The 22,694-nt window shown below is 45.7% G+C and carries 17 protein-coding genes; 4 read left to right on the forward strand and 13 right to left on the reverse strand.

The features are described from left to right. Nucleotides 1-2: 2 nt before the first annotated feature. The gene (locus tag AC51G0_RS20860) at nucleotides 3-1,097 is read right to left on the reverse strand and encodes an efflux RND transporter periplasmic adaptor subunit (RefSeq protein ID WP_496303573.1); all 1,095 of its coding nucleotides are present in this window, start codon (nucleotides 1,095-1,097) and stop codon (nucleotides 3-5) included. A 135-nt stretch (nucleotides 1,098-1,232) separates the two neighbouring features. Here AC51G0_RS20860 and AC51G0_RS20865 point away from each other — a divergent pair, with 135 nt between their 5' ends. After that, nucleotides 1,233-2,147: a LysR family transcriptional regulator gene (locus AC51G0_RS20865; RefSeq protein WP_496303574.1), complete on the forward strand. Its 915-nt coding sequence runs from the start codon at nucleotides 1,233-1,235 to the stop codon at nucleotides 2,145-2,147. Nucleotides 2,148-2,163: 16 nt separating this feature from the next. Next, a complete protein-coding gene (locus AC51G0_RS20870) occupies nucleotides 2,164-3,102 on the forward strand; it encodes a LysR family transcriptional regulator (protein WP_496303575.1) in 939 nt (312 codons plus the stop codon). A gap of 92 nt (nucleotides 3,103-3,194) precedes the next feature. Here the strand turns inward: AC51G0_RS20870 and AC51G0_RS20875 are convergent, their stop codons facing one another. From AC51G0_RS20875 to AC51G0_RS20900, 6 genes are all read right to left on the reverse strand, one after another. Next, complete coding sequence (locus AC51G0_RS20875) at nucleotides 3,195-3,911, reverse strand: hypothetical protein (RefSeq protein ID WP_496303576.1); 717 nt, start codon at nucleotides 3,909-3,911, stop codon at nucleotides 3,195-3,197. Beyond that, complete coding sequence (locus AC51G0_RS20880) at nucleotides 3,908-4,108, reverse strand: hypothetical protein (protein ID WP_496303577.1); 201 nt, start codon at nucleotides 4,106-4,108, stop codon at nucleotides 3,908-3,910. Before AC51G0_RS20880 ends, AC51G0_RS20875 begins: the two co-directional genes overlap by 4 nt. After that, on the reverse strand, nucleotides 4,108-5,367 hold the full coding sequence (locus AC51G0_RS20885) for an FMN-binding protein (RefSeq protein WP_496303578.1): 1,260 nt from the start codon (nucleotides 5,365-5,367) through the stop codon (nucleotides 4,108-4,110). Before AC51G0_RS20885 ends, AC51G0_RS20880 begins: the two co-directional genes overlap by 1 nt. A 79-nt stretch (nucleotides 5,368-5,446) precedes the next feature. Then, nucleotides 5,447-5,725, reverse strand: coding sequence for a VcrB family reductive dehalogenase putative membrane anchor (locus tag AC51G0_RS20890; RefSeq protein WP_496303579.1), 279 nt, complete (start codon nucleotides 5,723-5,725; stop codon nucleotides 5,447-5,449). Nucleotides 5,726-5,738: 13 nt separating this feature from the next. Beyond that, nucleotides 5,739-7,316 carry a reductive dehalogenase gene (locus tag AC51G0_RS20895; protein ID WP_496303580.1) on the reverse strand — a complete coding sequence of 526 codons (1,578 nt, stop codon included), beginning with the start codon at nucleotides 7,314-7,316 and terminating at the stop codon, nucleotides 5,739-5,741. 825 nt (nucleotides 7,317-8,141) lie between these two features. Next, entirely contained in the window at nucleotides 8,142-8,693 is a 552-nt protein-coding gene (locus AC51G0_RS20900; RefSeq protein WP_496303581.1) for a PadR family transcriptional regulator, read from the reverse strand. 661 nt (nucleotides 8,694-9,354) lie between these two features. Between AC51G0_RS20900 and AC51G0_RS20905 the strand changes: the two genes are divergently transcribed. Continuing rightward, nucleotides 9,355-12,528 carry a hypothetical protein gene (locus AC51G0_RS20905; protein WP_496303582.1) on the forward strand — a complete coding sequence of 1,058 codons (3,174 nt, stop codon included), beginning with the start codon at nucleotides 9,355-9,357 and terminating at the stop codon, nucleotides 12,526-12,528. Nucleotides 12,529-12,711: 183 nt separating this feature from the next. After that, nucleotides 12,712-14,247: an MFS transporter gene (locus AC51G0_RS20910; RefSeq protein WP_496303583.1), complete on the forward strand. Its 1,536-nt coding sequence runs from the start codon at nucleotides 12,712-12,714 to the stop codon at nucleotides 14,245-14,247. A 442-nt stretch (nucleotides 14,248-14,689) separates the two neighbouring features. On the opposite strand, the gene AC51G0_RS20915 is transcribed toward AC51G0_RS20910, so the two are convergent. The 6 genes from AC51G0_RS20915 to AC51G0_RS20940 all read right to left on the reverse strand — a co-directional run bounded on the left by AC51G0_RS20915 (nucleotide 14,690) and on the right by AC51G0_RS20940 (nucleotide 21,957). Beyond that, a complete protein-coding gene (locus AC51G0_RS20915; protein ID WP_496303584.1) occupies nucleotides 14,690-15,916 on the reverse strand; it encodes a M20/M25/M40 family metallo-hydrolase in 1,227 nt (408 codons plus the stop codon). A 448-nt stretch (nucleotides 15,917-16,364) separates the two neighbouring features. Further along, nucleotides 16,365-17,339 (reverse strand): ABC transporter ATP-binding protein, encoded by a 975-nt coding sequence (locus tag AC51G0_RS20920; protein WP_496303585.1) that lies wholly within the window; start codon nucleotides 17,337-17,339, stop codon nucleotides 16,365-16,367. Next, entirely contained in the window at nucleotides 17,339-18,322 is a 984-nt protein-coding gene (locus tag AC51G0_RS20925) for an ABC transporter ATP-binding protein (RefSeq protein WP_496303586.1), read from the reverse strand. The genes AC51G0_RS20920 and AC51G0_RS20925 overlap by 1 nt, the downstream gene beginning before the upstream one ends. A 1-nt stretch (nucleotide 18,323) precedes the next feature. Further along, complete coding sequence (locus AC51G0_RS20930) at nucleotides 18,324-19,217, reverse strand: ABC transporter permease (protein WP_496303587.1); 894 nt, start codon at nucleotides 19,215-19,217, stop codon at nucleotides 18,324-18,326. Nucleotides 19,218-19,229: 12 nt separating this feature from the next. Next, nucleotides 19,230-20,150: an ABC transporter permease gene (locus AC51G0_RS20935; protein WP_496303588.1), complete on the reverse strand. Its 921-nt coding sequence runs from the start codon at nucleotides 20,148-20,150 to the stop codon at nucleotides 19,230-19,232. Between the two features lie 49 nt (nucleotides 20,151-20,199). Next, nucleotides 20,200-21,957, reverse strand: coding sequence for an ABC transporter substrate-binding protein (locus AC51G0_RS20940; protein ID WP_496303589.1), 1,758 nt, complete (start codon nucleotides 21,955-21,957; stop codon nucleotides 20,200-20,202). Nucleotides 21,958-22,694: the final 737 nt, after the last annotated feature.

The raw sequence follows: 22,694 nt of genomic DNA on the forward strand, positions 1-22,694 counted from the left end.
GATTACACGCCCCGCTCCCAACGAAGAGGTTTGACATCCATGTCCTGTTTCAAAACACTCGCACCAACAGCAACAATTTGATCGCCTTTATTTATTCCTGACAATACTTCTATTCCCTGTGCACGAACCTGCCCCAATGTCACTTCAACCGACTCCAGTTTTTGGGTATCCGCATCGTAGCGCCATACTTTGGTCTGCTGCTCTTCGTCACTCCTGAATATTGCTGTCTGGGGCAGTATGGCAATCATCGGCGCTGCTTTTTCTTGGTTCAATACCGACATATCAAGTAACAGCTCGGCACTCATCCCAGGCAACACATTGAGGCTTTCCGGACGATCAAGGCTGAATACGACCTCGTAGGTCTGGGTGCCAGTGCTAACCTTGCTAGCATGCTCTTTATAGGTCACAGGATAGGGAGCACCTTGCGATCCGAAACGAACCAGAGGCTGGTACTCCTCATCCAGCTTCTTATTATTCAAAGTCAGCAACATTGACTCAGGCACTTGAATTTGCACATCTAACTGCTGATCGCCCTGAAGGGAGAGAACCACCTGAGTAGCTTGGATCATCTGGTGATTGTCTCGCTCAACCTTGGCGACAATGCCAGAAAACGGTGCTGTCAGGCGAGTATAATCAAGCTGATCACGTGCTGTCGCCAAGGCGGCTTTAGCTGACTTAAGTGTTGCTTTGGCAATGTCATATTCTGCTTTGGAAATCAGCTTTCGTTTATAAATCTCTTCTTTACGCTTAAAATCGACGGCAGCCAGATCATAATTAGCTTCGGCATCCATCAACGCATTTTTTGCATCACGGTCATCCAGCCGCGCCAACAATTGGCCCTTTTTCACTTTCTGCCCTTCGATCAAATCCAGGTTGACCAATTCACCGCTAATCCGAAAGGCCAAATCTGCCTGCTGGTTTGCAGCGACTTTCGCAGGGAAAATCCGAGTCTGCTGACCGGACACATCTTCGATAGTCATGAGCTTCACCGGGCGCACCTTTGCTTGCTGTGGAGCAGCACTTTCAGCGAAGCCACACCCAGTGAGGACAGTGCTTGATATAAAAAGAGCAAGAATGCTCAAAGAGGCCGATTTCATAGAAGTCTTTCCATTTTTGTGATTTCTCTAGCAATTCTATCGTGCTAGAGTGTTCATAAATACAAAACAATTAAAGACTCTCAGTTCCACTTTTCGGGACGGTGTGACATTACGTTCAAATCAGGTAAAACACTCATGAAAACGGAAGACTTAAAACTATTCCATCAAATCGTAGAAACCGGCAGCATGAGTAAGGCATCCAAGATCCTCAATCAACCCAAATCCAGCATCAGCCGACGCTTGAAAGGGCTAGAGGACGAACTCAATTTGCAGCTGTTTCACCGACAAAATCGTTTAATGCTACTGACTGAAGCCGGCAGCATCCTATACGAAAACACCAAAACCACTCTCAATCAGCTTGAGCTCGGCATTCAAAAAGCCACAGCACCGAGACAAGAGATCTCCGGTCACCTGCGCATTCAGGTACTGCCACTGCCTAACTTACTTGATATTGGCAGTACTATATTCAGGTTCATGGACCGCCACCCCAAGCTCACCGTTGAGGTGATCAGCAGTACAGAAGACAAAAGTTTGATTGAAAACCACATTGATGTGGCATTTAGGATTGGAGAAAAAGTTGATGAGCCAAACCTAATAGCTCGACCGTTTGTCACAGCTCATCTTGGTTTTTATGCCAGTACTGAATATATCGAGCAACACGGCGCACCAAAAAACCTTGCCGATCTGAAAAACCACAATGTCATCCGATTCCGCTTTCCTGACGGACACATCCTCGATCAACTACCGATAGGCAAGCAACCTCAGTTTTTGGAAGTTTCCGGCAACCTGATCATTAACAGTATGCCGTTGATCGCTAAAGCCTGCTCGCAAGGGAGAGGAATCACTTTTATGCCCGAGCAAATTGCCAGTCGCTATGTCGAGAGCGGTCAATTAATCAGACTCTTTGATGATATTGAATCTTTTGTCGGCCAAGGATGGATGGTATACCAGTCTCGAACCAACCTGACGTTAGCAGCCAGGGCTTTTATCGATTTCGTTCTGGCTGAAATAGATACGAATGCCAACATTAGAGATGAACTTAAACAATAGGGGCTACTGTTAGGCTATGACCAACATTTCAGTTGACGATCTCAAGCTTATTAATCTTATTGCCTGCCAAGGCAGTTTCACCAAAGCTGCAGACATATTGAACCTAACCCGGCCAAGCGTAAGCCGACGGGTAAAATCTGTCGAAGACAGCTTGCAAATATTGCTCTTTAAACGCACAACCCGGCAACTCGAATTAACCTATGAGGGAAGGCGTTTTATCGAACATACTGTGGCCATGGAACAACAGTGGATCCAGGCAATAGGAGAAATACAAAGTCAGAAGGCTGAACCGACAGGCAAACTGAAAGTATGTAGTTTGGATCTGCTAAACCGACGCCTGGCACAATTCTGTTTAACCGATTTTTTAGAACAGTACCCGAAAGTCGATCTCACACTGCTAACCACCCACGGCATGCCAGAAACCAATAAGTTCGATGCTGATCTGATGTTGCATATCTCCCCGTTAGATGAGCAGGCATTTATTAGTGAACCCCTGGTGCTCTGTCACCGAAGGTTTTATGCCAGCCCTGCCTATCTGGCCAAAAACGGCGTGCCTCAACATCCGAGAGAACTGGGTGCTTACCATACCATTGAATGTTCCGAATCGGCCCGTGTACGCGAAACTGACTATTGGTTATGGTTTGAAGATGAAATATCCCATCAAGTGAAGATCAACAGCCGCATGCAATGTGATGAGTTGGAAGTGGCTATGCATATGGCATTGAATGATTTTGGTATTGTCTGGTTGCCCGATTTTCTGGTCAGGCAATATGTTGCAGAAGGGCGTTTAGTTTCCCTATTCGACGGCAAGTTTGCCGATTCTGTTCCTATATATGCCATTTACCCCAGAAGTCAGTATTGCCCGTCTTCGACAAAAGCTTTTATTCATTTCATGCGTTATAACAAGCTGCTTGGTGTTCCCTTGCCTCCACAGCAAGAAATCGTTCAGCGTTGAGCGTGATCCTTGGGTGATGACAATTTCAACCAGCTCCCATCAAGCCGGGCAGTGGATTTAAAAACCACTGCCTGGCTGATTATTAATCCCCCTTACTCGGTGCCTCTGTGGTTTGACGTTGCTTTGCAGCGAAGTATTGAACCGCCTTCGGAATCACCGCAAAAGATCTTTGCAAGGTGTTGATTTTTTTCACGTACAAGTTGCTTTAAATGCACCACGACTTCGCTGACACGATGATCGAAAGGGTCTGATAACTCACGGTGGGCACGTTCAAACTCGCCCAGCTGTCGATATATTTCTGTTTTCAGCAGTCGACTAGCATCTTCATTGTCGAGCAAGAGTAACAACGCCAGAAGGTTTTGTTGTTCTAGCTCGGTTAACGGAACCATTGTGTCTGAATAGCGACGCGGGTCATTGCTTCGCTGCCAAAACTTGATCCGCAGATAGGCGTGATAGTATTCGGCAATATCGCCAAGTTGCTGCAATAGCTTTTCGTAGTCAGTCAGGGTCAATGACAGATAGGAATAATCATTATTGTCAGCAAAGTCTTCTTGCTGTGGGTGAGGTTGCAGATCAGTCAGGCAGACAATTTCGTTACAGTGGCGGCAACGGCCCAGTAAGTCCTGCTCTGGCATCTGTTCGGCTTCCAGAAAACCATCACTCCAAAGCTGTCCTCCCAGAGTATTGCCCGATAACAAAGGCACAATTTCGATGGCACTTTGGCAATGGGTACAGGCTTTATATTCAGACGTGCCGAACTCCAAATCAGTGTGTGCTTTATCGCTCTCAAGCTGCCATGTGTTTGTCATTTCCCGGACTCCTGCTGTTGGTTCTCTTGACACATTTGTACTGTTGCCTGAACTTGGTCGATGGCTCCACCGACAAGACCTTGCTCTTTAATTTTCAATGCTGACTGGAGGAAAAAAATGATGACCAACGCCAAGGTGATGACGAACATAATGAGCGCAAACTTATTCGGCTTCCTTTTCTTTCTAGTGGTAACCATTATTTAGATCTCCGTCGTTTTTGCCGTGCATCGTTTTCTGTTATATCGGCAATTGGAATTGATTGTGTTTTTGATCTGTACAGACGCTCGATAGATTTCACCGCTTTGCTGCGCAACCGCACTAATTCATTCAGCGTAAAGCCCACAGGACAAAACAGTCGGCACCAGAAATCAGGAACAAACAGTGCCCCCAGTAACGAGAAAGGCAAGATGTACCACTGCATCCCCATCCCTTCTAAAGCGAACATCATGGAAAAAGGTTCGTAAGAGCCAAGCGCCGGGTGTCGCGATAAGAAAATCAGCATCAATGACATCCAGATCAGCATCAGAATGATGCTTCTGGCATGACGAGTGACTTGTGGCGTCAGATTCAGGCGGATCCCGCTTATCTTATGCAATAACCCCTGTACCGTACTAAAAGGGCAGAGGTTGTTGCAGTATAGGTTGCGTCGAAGAAATACGATCCCGCCAAATACACTGAGCATCATAATCCACCAAATTGGGTGATGCTTGGGGCTGGGAAAATAGCCCAGCAGAATTGAGCTGAGGCTGCCAAAACTGATTGAAGCATTGGTGTAAATCCCCACATATGCCAATGACAACAGGGGAATGATAGCTTTCAGGCTCCGGCAGAGCTTGCTTTGATACTGGTTAGCAACGACTACCAAAACAACCAATAACAACAACCCTACTTCTTTTATGCCAAACTGCCATTGCTCTTCCTGCCAGACAGAGGGCATTTTCAGGTGGTTCACTGCGCCGAGATGAACAGCCTGACGCACCGCCGACGTGATCCCGCGAGCCGATATGGTGGCGCCGGAATATCCATCAATGTCTGAGTCAATCAGAAAATCATCGGTGATCAACTTATTGTTGAACTGGTTAAAGAAGTGCTTTTTTTTCAAGCGCTCTATGTAGGGGGGTGTTTCAGTGTTGGAAAGCAGAACCAGCTTCTGGATCCGAGGGCCAGTATCAGTCTGATGCGCAAAGATCCCAACCATCATCGGGCCACCATAACCTTCGCTTTCTCCTAGTACGACCACTTCAGCGTCCGTGGGTTGTTGCTTTACCAGGTTAAAAACAATCGGTTTTTCACTTTGGTAATCCGCACGTTCCAGTTCTAAATCTCCCATATAGTGGGATAGCATTGCTTTATGATTTGGCTGGGAGGCAAGCTGCCCGATCACAAAGGCAACCAGCAAACTAAGCCAGGCCAGCGTTTTTAAAAGGGTTGTCGTACGGGAATGAGTTACTCGCATTACCTACTCCGAGTTACTGTGTCAAACAAATCAGCGCTGGAGGGATCACCACCAACGCTGATTGCATTCTTATTGTGTTTTAAAGCACTGCATCTTTCGGCACGAACTTACGCCAGGCGAGAATTATCATTAGCACGCCAGGCATGCTGAAGAAGATCAGCGCCATCGCACCAGATTGAGCAACGCCTTCAAAGAATGAGGCCCCGGCCCAGCCAATGCCGAACAAGATAGCCAAACAGCCTGTGATCATCATTGCCCACCCATACCAGGGAAGCTTTACTTTTACTGAAAGATACGCCAGTCCCAGCACCGCAATAGTGAATAGAACCCCCATAACAAACCACTGTATTAATTCCATAATTTTGCTCCTCTTATGCCTTGCCTACAGCACCAAACACATTACGGTTGGTTTCATTGACCCGCATGCCTTCACCTGTTTTCCAGAATTTCTTCACTTTTTCCGGGTTCTGGGTCGAACCGTAGCCGAAGGCCGGGTGCAGCTCGGCCATCAGGCTGTGAATAAGCCTTGGCGTGTATGGGTTAATCGCCATAATGAACCAGTGGTGCCAATAGTCTGGTTCGTTGAAGGTACAGGAAGCGGTGCAGGCCGCGCAGTCAGTGTCACTTTCCAGCCAGTAATCGAAACACTTTTTGGCATCGGTATGGAATTTTTTGATCCCTTCGTGGTTGGACCATGAATAGTCCGGTTGATCAGAGTGCTCACCGTCAAAGTAAAAGTGAGTATCATCAGCCATATCAATGGCACCGCTTGGGCAGGCCTCGCCGCATTTTTTACAGCTCTTGCAGAACTCGGTGATCCCCCAGCTGTGTGGTACGTCGTACTCGACAAAATCGAAATCGGTGTACACTTTGCAAAGACGTACACGAGGGCCATAGCCTGGTACCAGCAGCTGGTTGTTACGCCCCCCCTCGCCCAAACCTGCTGCGATGCCATAAGCGACTGAGTTACCCAAGTCGTTTCCGCAGGCCACAGCCTGAAACCCCAGTCCTTTGATGAACTTGGCAATGCTTGAGGCCAACGTCGCCATCTTGGTATAACCATCACCGACGGTAGCACAAGAGGTTCTGGTTGGTGCCGCTGCCACATTGTCGTAATCCATTGGCACGGCCATGACGATGACCGTCTTAGGCTCGAAAGGAAAATCGTGCTCCCAACTTAGCTCCCTGTCCTGAACCTGAAAGTGCTGCATCGCATCTTTCATTGCACCGGCCAGTACTTTTTGATCGCGGATCTTGCCGATGCCTTCTTTCGCCATCATATCCATCATTTCCGTGGTCACACCGGCATCGTAGATAGGGTCATAATCCCATCGCTTGTCACGACGGGCGATACCACAGCGCACCGCACCATACAGACGGGCAGCGGAGCGGATCGCATCAGAGGCCTCTTTTTCTGAGCCAAACTGATACTGCTCGTGCTCTACATCGGATTGGTCCCATAAGTACATACGAGTATTTGGTGTCCCACATGCCCCAAGACGAAGTTCTGACATATAAGGCGGGAACCAAGCCGAATGCTGCAGCGCGGTATCAAGCTGGGTAAAACCCGGGCGGGTGTTGTCCCACTCTTTCTGTTCAAACCCCGGAACCTGCAACTGAAAGTTGTAGCGAGGGTTGTCTTTGTTCAAGCGGCCAAATTGCTCATTACGCTCGGGATGTTTCATCATCAGCAATGGGCTGAGTGCGTAAGACCACACCGTGTCGCGCTGCGCAAAGGGCTTGAAATCATCGGTCACTTCAGGCCAGTTAGGGTCTTCCTGCCCCTGTACGGATCCTTTACCAGCCGCATAGCTGCCAAGCCCTGCCACTAATGCGGCCCCCCCTCCGACTGCTGCACGTTTGAAAAACGTACGGCGAGACGGGTTATCTATGTCTGCGTCAAGCTGCTCATTGGCTGTATCATTCTGAGAAGTATTTTTTGTAGTCATGGCAATTCCAGGTCAGCAATCAAAACTAAAAAATGGCTTACCGCAAGATAGTTGGCGAGCCGTTAGATTGTGAGCAGATGATAGACTTGAACACTGTCAGAAAAGAGGTATCGAATGGCAATTGACTATTACATATTGCGAAACAATACCTATGTTGTTTGTGTGGAAAAGTGCAGACGGGTTACCGTGAATTGATTTCAGTCATAAAAAAAAAGACTTTTTTAAGTGTTTTTTTGATGGAGCGCAAAAAGCCTGTCAAACCATACCTTTATGACCTTTTTTTCGTGAAAACAATACTTCCTGATTTATTGTGATGAAGTTAACGGTTTTTTATTTTAAAACTCTTCATGAAATGAGGGATATCATACCCGTGAGATTAGCTCGCTGCTCTTGCGCATCCTTCTTATAATGGCGGAGAGATAGGAACTTAAACCCTGGCTCACAACCAAATTAAAAATAAATCATTTAAATTAAAAAATTAGCCATGAACAAGGCAAACGGATATAAACAATTTTGTAATGCAATTGCCCCTAATGAAAGTTACATTCCAAGTCAATGTTAACTACCTTACTTTAAGGACAATTTCTTGTAGACCTTTAATTCTACTCATAAGCTTCGAAAAGAAACTTTGTTCATGACTAAACCAGTTAAAACCATTTGCGCGCTCAAGGAGCTTATTCATGACCTGAATGAGTAAGGCTAATAACCAAAGATAAGTACAAAATCTTTAATTGGAAATAGTACAATCAAGTTCTTGTTAATCGTAGTCTAATTACTTTTTGGATTAATGAAGGGGCAGTTATTATCTGAAATCAGGATAATGCATTACCCTGATGGGCACTTTATTTCATCGAGCTCTGCCTGTACCTCTTCCGCCCATTTAATATTTGCCTGCATATTATGAATATCTCGCCGTAGCATCAAACGTTCGATTCGGGCCTTGCGTGTTAACTCAGGCTGATGAGTAACCTCAGCATTTTCTCTATCTTTTATGTGAGTTAACTGAGTATAAGACTCATCGAGTAAAACTCCAATATGGTGAAGCATGGGCTCAGGGCTATATACATTACAGCCCATCAGCTTTGCAGATAGCTCGTCTCTGGTATTCGGGTGGCTAATCGGTTTCTGAAACCACTCAGCAAGGGCTTTATGGCCTGAGTCTGTTATTGTGTAAATTTTACGATCAGGCTTGCTTGTCTGGGGTTCAACTTCATACGAAAGCCACCCCTTACCATGCATCAGGCTAAGCGCCCGATATATTTGTTTATGACACATTTCCCAACGGCAGCCCAAAAGATTGGGGATATCTTTAGCAAGATCGTAACCTGTTGCTTTGCTAATACCCAACGCGGTCAATACTATGTAATTTAAAGCCAAAACTATATTCCTTTCCTTGTCGGCTCTACAGCATCATAATTCTATGAAAACGCCCAGAAGAAAGCGCTTTCTTCTAGGCGTGCATTATTTCACCAAACTAAGCGCACTGCAACCGACTAATTTACTTCTAACCTCTGATTAAGCGGTTGATCACCGAAGCAGCACACACAGTACGTACCAGAAAATGAGTTAGATAATAAGGAATCAAGTTAATTTCAGCTCTCAAGAACTCTTTATATCCCAAAAGCAGAACAGCGCCACTTCATGAGGTGCCCTTTTGATAGGTTTTGGACATTTTCGATCATTACCCAATACGATTCAAAAGCATCCCATTTGCATATCTATGCTTCGGTTGAGTATATCCTCGTTTACTGCATGGTAATGAATTACACCTTCCAGCAGACAACCATTATAACACACTGTATTTTAAGGTATTTTCTCTTGAAATATTTCAGCTCACAATTTTTTCCTGCAATTTTCATTTTTTGTAGACTTGATTCAGGGGTTGGGTGTATCTTTCTCACGCCAAAAGAAAGCGCTTTCTTTTGACTGGGACAAGTGTCTCTATGAACAATATCTTATTGAAAATAAGCAACTTTATCTTTAAACCATATAAAAAATGGCTAACAAGGCACAGATAATAATAGGCAATAGATTTACTATGAATAGAGAATATTACTTAGAAAATAATGAATTCGTAATCAATGATTATGACTTAAAGAAAACATTTTCATCGTTTTTGCCTGGATTAGCCGGTAAGAGAGGTGTCCCACTATGGGCGTTTTATGTAAACCGGGGACAAGGCTTATGCTCTTTTGGTGTTGAGAATAAAGACAGCCCAATCCTGGAGTTCTCGCCAGCAGTAACCGCTTATCAAAATGTAAACCGGGTTGGTTTCAGAACTTTTATCAAGCTGGATGGTGATGTCTATGAGTTCTTCGGTCCCGCAAGAACTCAGAACATCAACAGAAAAATGCACATTAAACGTGGGCAGTTCAAAATAACAGAAGAAAACCGAGATCTCGGGCTGTTTGTTAAGATTACTTATTTCGGTCTCCCTAATGATAACTTAGCCGCTATCATGCGAAAGGTTGAGGTGACTGACTTATCAGGCAAACCGCGCAGCTTTGAGATGCTTGATGGCATTTCTCAGCTCTTACCGTATGGCACATCAAACGCTGCATTTAAAGAGATGTCCAACTTATTGAGAAGTTGGATGGATGTCTTCAATATGGATAACGATGTTCCTTTTTTCAAGATGACATCAACAACCTCAGACAGCGCAGAAGTTGGAACCGTAGATAAAGGCAACTTCTATCTGTCGTTTGCAAACCAGAAACTCGTCAAGCCAATTGTTGATGGCACTTTGATTTTCGGCCATGACACCTCAATGACCAACCCGGTCTCTTTTTCTGAAACATCAATCAAAGATCTGTACAACAAGGAACAGATCACAGCGAACAAGATTCCTGTCGGATTCTCACCTGTAGCAGTTGAATTATCTGCCAACGAAACATTTACCTTGAGAACCATTATCGGTCACGCTCAACACGTTGATTTGTTGAACTCTAAAGTAGCTGGCATGGTATCTGACGAATACTTTGATGCAAAAGAAGCAGAATCAGAAGACGTCATTAGCGAGCTGGTGAAAGATGTTGAATGTAAAACATCAAATCCACTGTTTGACGAATACATCAAACAAAATTACCTGGACAATATCCTGCGTGGCGGTTACCCGTTAGTATTTGAAACCGAAAACAAAAACCACGTTTACCACATTTTTTCAAGAAAACATGGCGATCTGGAGCGAGATTACAACTTCTTCAATGTGGCTCCGGAATACTTCTCTCAGGGGAACGGCAACTTCCGCGATGTCTGCCAAAACAGACGCGTTGATTCACTGTTTAATCCAAAGATTGGTGATTTTAACGTATTGCTTTTTGCATCGTTAATCCAGTTAGATGGGTATAACCCGTTGGGCGTCAATGGTTCAACATTTGAGCTAAATGCAGACACCAACCTGAAAGCCCTGGTGAGCGAGAACTTCAACAACAAACATGACCTAATGGAGAAAGTGCTTTCTTCTAAATTCACCCCAGGCATTATCATCAACACTATGGCGAATGAAAGCATAACGTCAGACAAAGATGATATGACGTTACTGGCTGATATCCTGCAACACGCCAACCAGAACATCGAAGCTTCATTCGGTGAAGGATTCTGGGTCGATCACTGGACTTATATCTTAGATCTGGTTGAGTCTTATCTGGCGATTAACCCGGATACTAAGAAAGAGTTCCTGTTTGATAACTACGACTATAAGTATTACTCATCACCAGTTACGGTTGTGCCGAGGGATGAAAAAACCGTCATTACAAAAGATGGCAAGATCAGACGTTACGGCTCGCTTCTTCATAATGATGATGAAAAAGTCAGCAGACTAAATATGGATGTCAACGGGTCAAACTGGGCTGTTGATACCGCTGGAAATATCATCAAGACAAACCTATTCACCAAGCTATTTACGCTGGCTTTCAATAAGTTTGCCACATTAGACCCAGAAGGCATCGGTATTGAAATGGAATCCGACAAGCCCGGCTGGAACGATGCGATGAATGGATTACCCGGGATCTTTGGTTCAGGCGTATCTGAAACCGTTGAACTATTGAGACTGACCCAGTTCCTGAAAGAGTCCGTCGTGGGTGAAGGTTCGCTGTTGCTGCCAAAGGAGTTTACCTCATACATTGGCGGCGTAAATTCCGTGCTGGATTCAGACGCACAAGGGGTTGAATACTGGGATCAGATTGCAACGCTAAGAGAGAATTACAGGCAAACGGTCAGATTTACGGTTGAATCAAATAATGAGAGGGTAAATGTAACCGATCTGGCTTCTTTGCTCGACAAGATGATTGCCAAATTAGAACATGGACTAGAGAAAGCCAAGACTCTGTCCGGCGGAATTGTGCCAACGTTCTTATACTATGAAGCCACTAAGCATGAGGCGATCTTAGAAAACGGACAAGCAAAGATTGGCCATTACGGACTACCACTCGCCAGGGTTAACGAATTTAAACTGCACGTATTGCCACGGTTCTTAGAAGCACCGGCAAGATTGCTAAAGGCTTCAGGCGATATGGCCGCCAACTTAGATTCGTATAACAAGATCAAACAAACCGAAATCTATGACAAAGAGCTTGGGCAGTTTAAAACCAGTGAATGCCTGAATGAAATGAGCTTAGAGATCGGCCGTGCCCGTGCATTTACTAAAGGCTGGCTGGAGCGCGAGTCAAACTTCTTGCACATGAATTATAAGTACTTACTTGGATTGCTGAAATCCGGCATGTACGGCGAATTTTATCAGGAAATAAAGACAAACCTGATTTGCTTTATGGATCCAAATGTCTACGGCAGAAGTATTCTGGAGAACTCCTCATTTATCGCCCCAACATGTAACCCGGATCCTATGGTTCATGGACAAGGTTTTGTTGCCCGCTTGTCCGGTTCCACAGTAGAAATGCTGCATATGTGGACACTTATAATGTTTGGTAATAAGCCATTCATTATGAACAGTGGTGAGCTCACACTGAACCTAACACCGGCACTACCGACAGAGTTCTTTGACGAAAACAATGAAGTGTCATTTACGTTTATGGGAACGACTAAGGTGACCTATGTGAACCGCGCCCGAGTCAATACCTTTGATAAATTCGACGTTGAAAAGTATGTACTCACTTTTGCCAATGGCGAAAGCAAAGTTCTATCAGAGGTTAAAGGTGTGAATGCTGTTGCATTAAGAGAGGGTAAAGTATCTGAGCTTCAGGTAAACCTTCTATAAATCAACTATGTAGAGCAATCAAAAGTAACTACTTAACCTGCCAACTTAGTATTTCGACCACCGCTAGCAACGGTGGTCGTTAATGCTCTTTAATTTTACGGGATCTTGTTGGCAAATTAAGTAATATGTTGAGCCTGTATAATCTCGAGCGGCTCAATATTGAAGTATTAAAAAGGAAATTTAATGAGTGAAGTTAGGCAATCTGCCGCAACTATTGGTGAAATAAAACAATACGAAACTGCTTCCGAAGATGTAGTCCCAATGCTACAGAAAATAGCGTTCGGTATCGGCTCGCTTGCCAACCAGCTGTTTTCAGCTGCGCTGGGTGTATTTATGATCGTACTGGTTATGGGACTGGGTATGGATCCATTTCTGGTCGGTATATTAGGAGCAGTACCTCGCCTATTTGACGCAATTACCGACCCGCTAATGGGTTATATTTCCGACAACTCAAGAACACGCTGGGGACGCCGCCGCCCGTATATCTTCATCGGTGCAATAATCACAGGTGCCGCATTTATGCTGATGTGGCAAATCTATCCGGAAAATGGTGAAACCTATAATTTCGTTTACTTCCTTGTGCTCTCTCTGTTGTTCTATCTCGGTTATACTATTTTTGCAACGCCCCTTGTTGCGCTTGGCTACGAGATGAGCCCGGACTTCCACGAACGTACCCGTATTATGGCGGTATCACAGTGGATCGGCCAGCTGGCATGGATGATTGCGCCATGGTTCTGGGTCATTATTTATGATCCTAATCTGTATGAATCAGCTGCAGTCGGCTGCCGTGACTTAGCTATCTGGGTAGGCTTTATCTGCCTCGTTTTCGGTATTATTCCTGCTCTCTTCTGCAAAGAGCGTGCGCTTCCTGACCAAGCGGCTGAAAAAGTCTCCTTTGCTTCACTTGGCTCTATTATGGTCAACTTCTTTAAAGGGATCTGGCAAACATTCAAATGCGTTCCTTTCGTACAGCTTTGCAGCGCGACTTTCCTTGTTTTTAACGGCTTTCAGACAGTTGCACAATTCTCGTTCTTTATTATCGTATTCTATGTATTTAATGGCGATCAGGGCGCTTCCGGTACATGGCCTGCGTGGTTCGGTACCATCAGTTCGCTATGCACGTGTCTGCTGGTTATTCCAGCGATAACCAAGATGTCTCAGAAAATGGATAAGAAGAATGCATTTATCATTGCAACACTTATCTCTATTGCCGGTTACATTTTAAGATGGTGGGCCTTTGAACAAGCGCTTAATGAAGACACACACTGGATGATGTTTGTTTCTCTGCCGATGATGACCTTCGGTATCGGTGGTCTGTTCACTATTATGATGTCAATGACAGCTGATGTATGTGACCTGGATGAACTCAATACCGGTGAGCGCCGCGAAGGTATATTTGGTGCGGTTTACTGGTGGTTTGTTAAGCTGGGTACAGCGATTGCAATGCTGATGTCTGGCTGGGTGTTAAGTACTATCGGCTACGGCAGGCTGGAAGAGATCAGAAACTCACTGCAGGCGGGCGAAGCGCTGTTAAATATGCCGGAAGCAGTAGAGATAATCAACCTACTGCGTATGGCTGATATTGTTGTCCCTGTGGTCACGGCACTGCTTGCTATCTTGGTTATGTACAACTATAACTTTACCGAAGAGCGTGCACACTATGTGCGCAAAGAGCTTGAAAAGCGTCGCGGTAAAGTAAAACATGAAGGCGAAGTCTGATTTAAGGTAGCTTTACTTGAATAAAAAAGCCGCTGCAGTTGCTCTGCAGCGGCTTTTTGCTTTTGAATATACCAAGCATAAACGCTCTATTTCCAATTACCTTGAAGTGCCTTCTCGAGGCGCTTTCAATACTTTATCTCATAGGTAATAGAGAAACTAGATCAATAGCCTTAACATGAAAATGTCCTGTATCGTGGCAGCGCCACCCTCTGGCACGATTTTGCCCAAAATACCTTAATGAATTTATTCAACGGCAGATCAGACGGCTTACTCTAACTAGTGCCATTTCCAGTTTTTAATTTTCCGGCTAAAGGTAATTGTTGATGTGATGAACGTATCTGCAGTTTCCTTTGCACTCCATTTAATGCTCACGGATATGCATGGAAACAACTAGAGGCGCTATTATGCGCCTCTAATTAGTTTATTATTAATAAACAATGTGTTAGATATAATCAAGGCGGATATGACTATTTTTTAGATCATCACGCGTAATGCCCTTACCATCATTCAGCGCATTAAACTGACGTAATAATCCGGCAAGAGCATGGATAGAACCAAGTAGATCACCCGTGTGTGCAGACTCTGACGATGTATGCATGTTACGAATTGGGTAACCAATGGTGATTGCTGCGCTATCAACGCCGGCTAACGCAGCAGCCATACCATCTGTGCCCATATCACGACCAGAGAAGTCTAACTGGTAAGGAATGTCTTGCTCACGGCAGACATTTTCTAAAGACTGAACTAAAAACTCTGAAATGACAGAGCCACGGCCAATGGTAAAGCCATCACCCATCTTAAGTGGGTTCATTTTACGGTTGCCAATTCCCGGCGCCGCTTCGTAGTCATGGTTTACATCAGTAGCAATTAATACGTCTGGCTTAAGCTCACCCACTAACTGTGTAGAGCCAAATCGGCCAATCTCTTCATGGGTTGCAATGGTATAAAGGACACGAACATTATCAAGACCTTCATCAGCCACTAAACGCGCAATCTCTGTTACAGAGAAACAACCCAGACCATTATCTAAGTAAGCACCATAAAAAGTATCCTGAGAAACACCATGCTTAATTGGGCGGTCTAGAAGAATCGGGTCACCAGGGCGTAGCCCTAAAGCTTCAACTTGTGTTTTACGATCTTTGCCATGGGTGTGCAGCTCCAGATAAATCGATTCTGGCTTAATACCTTGTTCACCAGTGCGCTGAGCAGGTGTGGAGAAGTGAATCGCTCCCAGCGCTTCAACAGTGCACCCTTCAATCACTTTGAATTTATCCGCTTTATCCGGATGTTGGCAAAATACTTTGACTTCATGACCAATCAGCGTTGTTGGCAAGAAAGAATCGGTGTTAATCCACACTTTGCCATCGTCATCAATCTTTCGTACCTGCATACGGATTTTGTCAGCGTGGCCAACAATCATCACGCTAACCAGGTCATCACGACCCGGATGAGAATCGAAAACCAGACCCGCATTCCCTTTAAACTGATGAATCCCCCAACCGGCTGGCATAAAAGCTTCAAATTCAGGTTGAATAACGCCATAGCTCATTGCGGCTTCAAAACCAATTGGCGAAGGCGAGGCAAGTACCTTCTTCATAAACTCAAATTGGTCGTGTGGCATAGTTGTTTGCCAAGCGTGTTTCTGTTCCGTATTTTTCTCTAAACTCATTATTTAGCTCTTCTAATCTATTTAGGTGTAACGCAATCTCACTGCCAATTTTCTATATGCCAGTATATTGATATAGAAACTTACCATAGAAGAAATCCGTTAACCTAAAGCTTGTTTATATTGGCTTTAAGCCCAAATGAGAATAAGTATCATCTATTTGTGATCTTCTTCATCAACACGGCGTACAAAAATATTGACTGTGTACATTCATATTGGCTATGCCGGTTATTACCAAGCGTTATTCGATAGGAATAAAACAAGTATAAGCACTAACACACTCCTGTTCTACATCGTACCTGAGACACCATACTGGCACGTTTATGCTCCACATCCACTTAGATTCTGAACTCATTCACAGGCTGTTAATGTTAAATTGCTATACATTTGCTAATGTTTTTCTGGATGCGATAAAGCTAAAGGTCTGCCACTGGCAGACCCCTCTTCCTTTCTAGTCAAACAGATGGCAGGCAACAAGATGTTCAAAGCCTGATTCACCGGTATTATGGGCAACAGGCTGCTCTTTACTGCACCGGTCTGTCGCATGGGGACAGCGGGTACGGAACGTACAACCGCTCGGCGGGGCCAAAGGAGAAGGCACATCCCCTTCCAGCTTCATCTTCTCCTTGCCTGCAGTGGGATCCGGAACCGGAATCGCCGACAGCAACGCCCGGGTATATGGGTGTTTGGGATCACGGTAAAGCACGTCCGCCGGAGCCTTTTCGACAATCCGCCCCAGGTACATCACCCCGACTTCGTCACAGATATGCTGGACCACGCCAAGATCATGGGCAATAAACAGGAAAGAAATCCCCTTTTTCTCCTGTAGTTCGGCAATCAGGTTCAGTACCTGAGCCTGTACCGACACATCCAGCGCTGATACCGGCTCATCCGCAACGATAAACTTAGGCTCCAGAACCAATGCTCGGGCAATACCGATACGCTGCCGCTGACCGCCGGAAAACTCGTGCGGATAACGGTTCAGCACCTGCGGGCGCAGGCCGACAATGGCCATGACCTCGGCGATTTTTGCCTCACGCTCTGCTTCAGTGCCGATCTTGTGGGTATCGAGCGGCTCGCGCAGGATCTCATGGATAGTCATCCGCGGGTTAAGCGAAGCGTAGGGATCCTGGAAGATGATCTGCATATCACGGCGCTTCGCCTTCAACTCACGGCCAGCCAGCCCGGAGATATCCTCCCCTTCCAGCTTCACCTCGCCGGCAGTCGGCTCATGCAGCCGCAACACGCAGCGGCCAAGGGTTGATTTACCGCAGCCTGATTCACCGACCAGGCCGAGGGTTCTCCCCCGCTCGATCGTAAAGCTAACATCGTCGACCGCCTTACACACCGTCTGGCTGCCAAAAAAGCGACTGCCGGCCGTAAAGTGCTTCTTAAGGCCATTAACCTCTAACAATACTTCGCTCATCAGGCTTCTCCATTCGGGCTAAAACAGGCAATTTTATGGTTTTCGCATCCCTGCAGCTGAGGAACAGCCTGATGGCATTGGCCATGAACTTTGTCGCAACGGTCGGCAAAGCGGCAACCATCGGGTAAGTGCAGCAAGTCTGGCACCACCCCCTTGATGGTCGGCAGGCGCGGGATTTTTTTATCCCGTACCACCGGGATCGACTCGAGCAATCCTTTGGTATAAGGGTGTTTCGGGTTGGCAAAAATTTCCTCGACCGGGCCTTCCTCGATGATCTGGCCGCAGTACATTACCACCACCCGCTGGCAGGACTCGGCGACTACCCCCAAATCGTGGGTCACCAGGATCACCGCCATATCCAGCTCTTTCTGCAACCGGACCATCTCGTCCATCACCTGGGCCTGAATCGTCACATCCAGCGCCGTGGTCGGTTCATCGGCCAGCAACAGATCCGGGCCACATGATAGAGCCATTGCTATCATTACCCGCTGCCTCATCCCACCGGATAGCTCATGGGGATACTGTTCAATCCGTTTCTCCGGTGAAGGGATGCCGACGGTATCCAGCATCTCAATCGCCCGCCGGCGAGCCTCGGCCTTGCTGACCTTGTTATGGAGCCGGATCACGTCAACCATCTGGGTCACGATCTTCAGTACCGGGTTTAATGCCGTCATCGGCTCCTGGAAAATCATCGAGATCTCATTGCCCCGAACCTTGCGGTACTCTTTTTCGCTCAGCCCGACCAGTTCGCGGTTCTTGAAGGTAATACTGCCGTCGACAATTTTGCCCGGCGGCGAAGGCACCAGCCCCATGATCGACAACGAGCTGACGGATTTGCCACAGCCGGATTCACCGACGATAGCTACTGTTTCCCCCGGCATCACTTTGAAGTTCACGCCGTTAATCGCACGGACCGTGCCTTTGTCGGTCTTAAATTCAACCGTAAGATTATCCACTGACAACAGTGGGGTTTGCTCAGACATATTAAATCTTCCTTGGGTCCAGCGCGTCTTGCAGCGAATCAGAAAACATATTGAAGGCCAACACCAGTACAAACAACATGCCCGAGGCAGCAAAGAAATTGCAGAAATAACCCGCCGTCACCTCGCTACTGGCTTCGGCTATCATCAGTCCCCAGCTGATGCTATCTTTTACCCCGAGGCCAAGGAAACTCAGGATCACCTCACTCTTGATCGCGGTAATAAACAACAGGGTCATCTCCACCAGCAAGATATGCGATGTATTGGGTAGCAGGTGCTTGAGGATCACCCGGTAGACCGGCACGCCCAGAGAACGGGCCGCCTCGGTAAACTCCATATTCTTGAGCTTGATAACCTCTCCCCGAACCAGCCTTGCCGTGCCCATCCAAAAACAGGACATCATCGCAATATGCATAGCGTAAGGATTTTCCCCCAAAGCAACAGCAAAGGCCGCCACCATCAGGAAATATGGGATGCAATCGAGACAGTTCATCAGCCATAGAAATAGCTCGTCAATCACCGTGCCAGAAAAATAGCCGGTGGTCGAGCCCACCAGTGCGCCCATAACCGTCGCTACAACCGCGACGGTCAGCCCCACCTCAAACGCGGTTTTGGTACTATAAATAGTCCGTTGAAAAATGTCCTGGCCATTGATATTAGTACCGAACCAGTACTCGGCCGTCGGCCCCATTTGCCCTTCGGCTAGCAGTTCATCCCACCCTTGGGCTATAACCCCAAGCCACACCAAAATAGCGAGGAATAGATATAATCCAACCACAGACAGGCTTACCATACCGACCTTGTCGCGGATAAATTTTTGAAAAGCTTTCGTCCAGAGGGATTCGCGTTTTGCCGGTGCCACCGCGCTCATTCCCTGCTCCATGATTGTATCCGACATAGCTATAGTCCTTTATTTTAGAGAGATACGCGGATCAACGGCGCGATATAAAACATCCACAAGACTCACGACAAGAATAAACATCAACGTGGTCAGTACGATGATCGCCTTCAAGACAGGCAGATCGCCGGTGGTGATCGCGTCGTAGGCGGTTAGCCCGACACCAGGGATACCAAAGTAACTTTCCAACAACAGTGCACCGCCTACAATCACGAAAGGAATGGAGAAGACAATGCGGGTAACTATCGGAATCAATGCATTTCTCAGGACATGCTTGAACAAAATCGTGCTCGCACTGTGGCCAAAGGCCTTAGCTGTACGAACATGATCTCGGGTTGTCTCTTCTACGATCACAGCGCGATAAAATCTGGTGTTGTAGCCCAGAGCCACAAACACCGATGAAATAGTCGGCACCGTAATGTAGTAAAGATAATCCGAAAGGGAATTTACTTCCCAGCCATAGACCGGGAAGAGATTTAGGCCATAGCTGGAGCAGAAAATCAGCTGTGTCGCAATGATCACAATAAGATATGAAATACTCATCCCCACCACCGAGGACGACATGATCAGCTTATCCAACCAGGTTGACCGATGCATGGCAGCAAACAGCGCCAGTAAGATCCCCAGCACATTACCAATAATGAAACCCGGTAACTGCAAGGCGATCGAAACCGGAATGGTCTTCGCCAAAATCGATGTCACCCTCTCGCCGGTTGAATCGGAATAGCCGAAATCAAACAGCAAAACTTCTTTGATGTACTCGAAATAACGTACAAAGAAGGGTTGGTCATAACCTAGCTGATGCCGGATCTCGTTGATCTCATCAATGGTTGGATTACGGCCCAGCAAGTCATACGTCTTGTCCGGTCCGAAATAAACCATTAATACAAAGCTAATCAGGGTTACCCCGAAAAGTAGAGGGATGCTGTACATCAGCTTCCTGATACAGTGTTTTAAAATCTCCATAATGACCCAGCTTTATTTATGATTTGATATCAACGTATTTCAGGTAATTACCTACAACATCACGCTGAGGCCACATAACGGCATTCTTGTGCCACATACGAATGCGCGTACGGGAATAGCCGCCAATACCAACACAGTCATCGACTACCATCTGGTTCATCTGCTTGTATATTTCGGTACGTTCCGGACTTGGCTGCATCACCGCAGCTTGTTCATAGAGCTTGTCGAACTCAGGATTGTTATAGTTCGAGCCATTGGAGCCCGGTGAACGGTTTGGACCATAAAACAACTGCAGGGTGTTTTCCGCATCCGGATAATCTAACCCCCAGCCCATTGGAACCAGCTGAGTCTTGCTCATCTTCACATCTTTGCTGAAATCGCCGAAGGTAGCAAAAGACTTAATCTTTACCTTGTTCTTCGGATAGCCAATTTTGGTCAAATTACCGCGGAATTGTTCGAAAAATTGTTTGTTTCGCGTACTTGAAACTCCTGGGTAATACAATACTGGCAAGCTTTGCTTGTTCCAGCCATGCTCCTTGAGCAGTTTTTTCGCTCCGGCAATGTCTTGCTGAATTGAAGACTTGTCCATATTCGGATCGAAACCATCAGTACCCGGAACGATAAAGCCTGGATAGGCGTCGCCAATACCTAGATAAAAACGAGAAACCCGCTGTGGCCAGTTGAACGACTTGACGATCGAACAACGCAGCGCTTTGTTGGCCGCATTTACTTTCGGATCTTCAGAGTAACCAAAGTATTCATCATCAAAGTTAAAGAAGTTATAAACCAGGCCAGCTTCAGGGTTCACCCGGAAGTTAAACCTCTCGGCATATTCCGGTTTTAGTTTCACCGGATTCTTACTGGCCAACACTTCATTCATCTGCTCATTTTGCAGCGTCGTATTAACAATTTCAGTCCCTTTACTAAATGAGTTCCAACGCGCTGAGGCTTGTTTTACCCAGTTCAGTTCGACACGGTCGACAATCGGAAGCGTCTTACCATCCAAGGCACTGATACCGGTAAACCCATGTACTTTTTCATCATAACCAGCACCGGACAAGTCAAAAATTTCCTGACGGTAATTGGTGTTTTTCTCCAATACGGTTTTCGTATTGTTATGCGAGACTAACTTGAACGGCCCGGAACCGACTGGGTGTATAGACAACTCGCGCCCATACTTTTCAACCGCTTCCACTGGAACGACACCTGCGTACCCCATCGCCAAGGTATAAGTCAGCTGAGGAAATGGCTTGGTCAGCTTGATTTGAACCGTATATGAATCCAGAGCCTGAAGGCCTTCTACCTTTTTATCATAATCAGACCCACTGGCTTTCCAGTCATCCAGACCAACAATTTTACCGGCCCATAACCAGGCACCCTGAGAGCGATTTTTAGGATCGAAATGACGCTTGATCGAATACACAAAATCATCTGCCGTCAGCTCGCGCCCTTTACCATCAACAAACGCAGGATCATCAATATACTTAACGCCTTGCTTGAGCTGAATGGTATAGGTCAAGCCGTCTTCAGAAACTTGAGGCATCCCCACTGCCAGGCTAGGTTTTAATTCATAGGGAGACTTCAAATATTTATATTCATACAACGTGTCATAGACTGCGGTGGTGACTGTGTTGGCATAAGTAGTGCCAGATTGAACCGGGTCAAAGGTGGTCGGCGTTCCGTCTTCGGAGAACTTAAAGACTTTCAAATCTTCAGCCGCAGCCATACCGGAGGCGACGAATGCCGCCAAAGGTAATAACATCATTTCTTTCATATAACGTCCTGTCAAAAAATATTTGCCCTAAAAAACAAGGCGCCCTTAATTAGGATTATTTCCCAATAAAATCACAGATACCACAAAAAAAACCCGGCAACTGAGGCCGGGATACCCAGTAAATAAGATCGGGAAAGTGGATACTGTAATAGACGAGAACAAGCTATCAACAACGCAGGCTCTAAACAACTCAATATTTAATTAAAAAGCAAACCAAAGAAAAAAATCCATTATCAAATATGAAAAATGAAAAGTAATTTCAGAATAACCATTCACCGTAATGTTTCATATTCCATTTGTTATAATTTTCTTTTTATCGCAAAAAGTTTGGAGCAAAAGCTCGAAAACGATCTTGCAACCCACCCCTCATTGCATAACAATTCAAAATAATGAATAATCTATACGTGGGCATTATATACCAAAAGGCAATAAGTTAGATCAAAATAATATATCACTGCGCAAAATATTGAAGCCTTTCACAGGTTTAGCATTATCTATCTGAAAATGATAATTCCTGACACGCATCACAGATGCATTTAACTTTCTTTCACTGATTTCCTTTCGATATCCTGTGTTTTCTTCTCACAAATCACTTAGCAACAAATCAAACAACATAGATCGGATTGGCAATCCAAAACTTAATTAATTGATTTTATAGGATTTTTAAAGAACTCATTAAAACAAAGCTCTACTTATGACAAGAACAAATCTGCTGCTCATTTTTTTCTGGCACATTG

This window comes from Photobacterium sp. HL06 (assembly GCF_059552575.1).

What these genes read in the sequence shown, in the direction of transcription:
- AC51G0_RS20875 (WP_496303576.1), bottom strand. Translation starts at nt 3,911, where the DNA reads ATGACAAACACATGGCAGCTTGAGAGCGATAAAGCACACACTGATTTG.
- AC51G0_RS20870 (WP_496303575.1), top strand. Translation starts at nt 2,164, where the DNA reads ATGACCAACATTTCAGTTGACGATCTCAAGCTTATTAATCTTATTGCC.
- AC51G0_RS20860 (WP_496303573.1), bottom strand. Translation starts at nt 1,097, where the DNA reads ATGAAATCGGCCTCTTTGAGCATTCTTGCTCTTTTTATATCAAGCACT.
- AC51G0_RS20910 (WP_496303583.1), top strand. Translation starts at nt 12,712, where the DNA reads ATGAGTGAAGTTAGGCAATCTGCCGCAACTATTGGTGAAATAAAACAA.
- AC51G0_RS20915 (WP_496303584.1), bottom strand. Translation starts at nt 15,916, where the DNA reads ATGAGTTTAGAGAAAAATACGGAACAGAAACACGCTTGGCAAACAACT.
- AC51G0_RS20920 (WP_496303585.1), bottom strand. Translation starts at nt 17,339, where the DNA reads ATGAGCGAAGTATTGTTAGAGGTTAATGGCCTTAAGAAGCACTTTACG.
- AC51G0_RS20880 (WP_496303577.1), bottom strand. Translation starts at nt 4,108, where the DNA reads ATGGTTACCACTAGAAAGAAAAGGAAGCCGAATAAGTTTGCGCTCATT.
- AC51G0_RS20905 (WP_496303582.1), top strand. Translation starts at nt 9,355, where the DNA reads ATGAATAGAGAATATTACTTAGAAAATAATGAATTCGTAATCAATGAT.
- AC51G0_RS20940 (WP_496303589.1), bottom strand. Translation starts at nt 21,957, where the DNA reads ATGAAAGAAATGATGTTATTACCTTTGGCGGCATTCGTCGCCTCCGGT.
- AC51G0_RS20925 (WP_496303586.1), bottom strand. Translation starts at nt 18,322, where the DNA reads ATGTCTGAGCAAACCCCACTGTTGTCAGTGGATAATCTTACGGTTGAA.
- AC51G0_RS20935 (WP_496303588.1), bottom strand. Translation starts at nt 20,150, where the DNA reads ATGTACAGCATCCCTCTACTTTTCGGGGTAACCCTGATTAGCTTTGTA.
- AC51G0_RS20885 (WP_496303578.1), bottom strand. Translation starts at nt 5,367, where the DNA reads ATGCGAGTAACTCATTCCCGTACGACAACCCTTTTAAAAACGCTGGCC.
- AC51G0_RS20865 (WP_496303574.1), top strand. Translation starts at nt 1,233, where the DNA reads ATGAAAACGGAAGACTTAAAACTATTCCATCAAATCGTAGAAACCGGC.
- AC51G0_RS20895 (WP_496303580.1), bottom strand. Translation starts at nt 7,316, where the DNA reads ATGACTACAAAAAATACTTCTCAGAATGATACAGCCAATGAGCAGCTT.
- AC51G0_RS20890 (WP_496303579.1), bottom strand. Translation starts at nt 5,725, where the DNA reads ATGGAATTAATACAGTGGTTTGTTATGGGGGTTCTATTCACTATTGCG.
- AC51G0_RS20930 (WP_496303587.1), bottom strand. Translation starts at nt 19,217, where the DNA reads ATGTCGGATACAATCATGGAGCAGGGAATGAGCGCGGTGGCACCGGCA.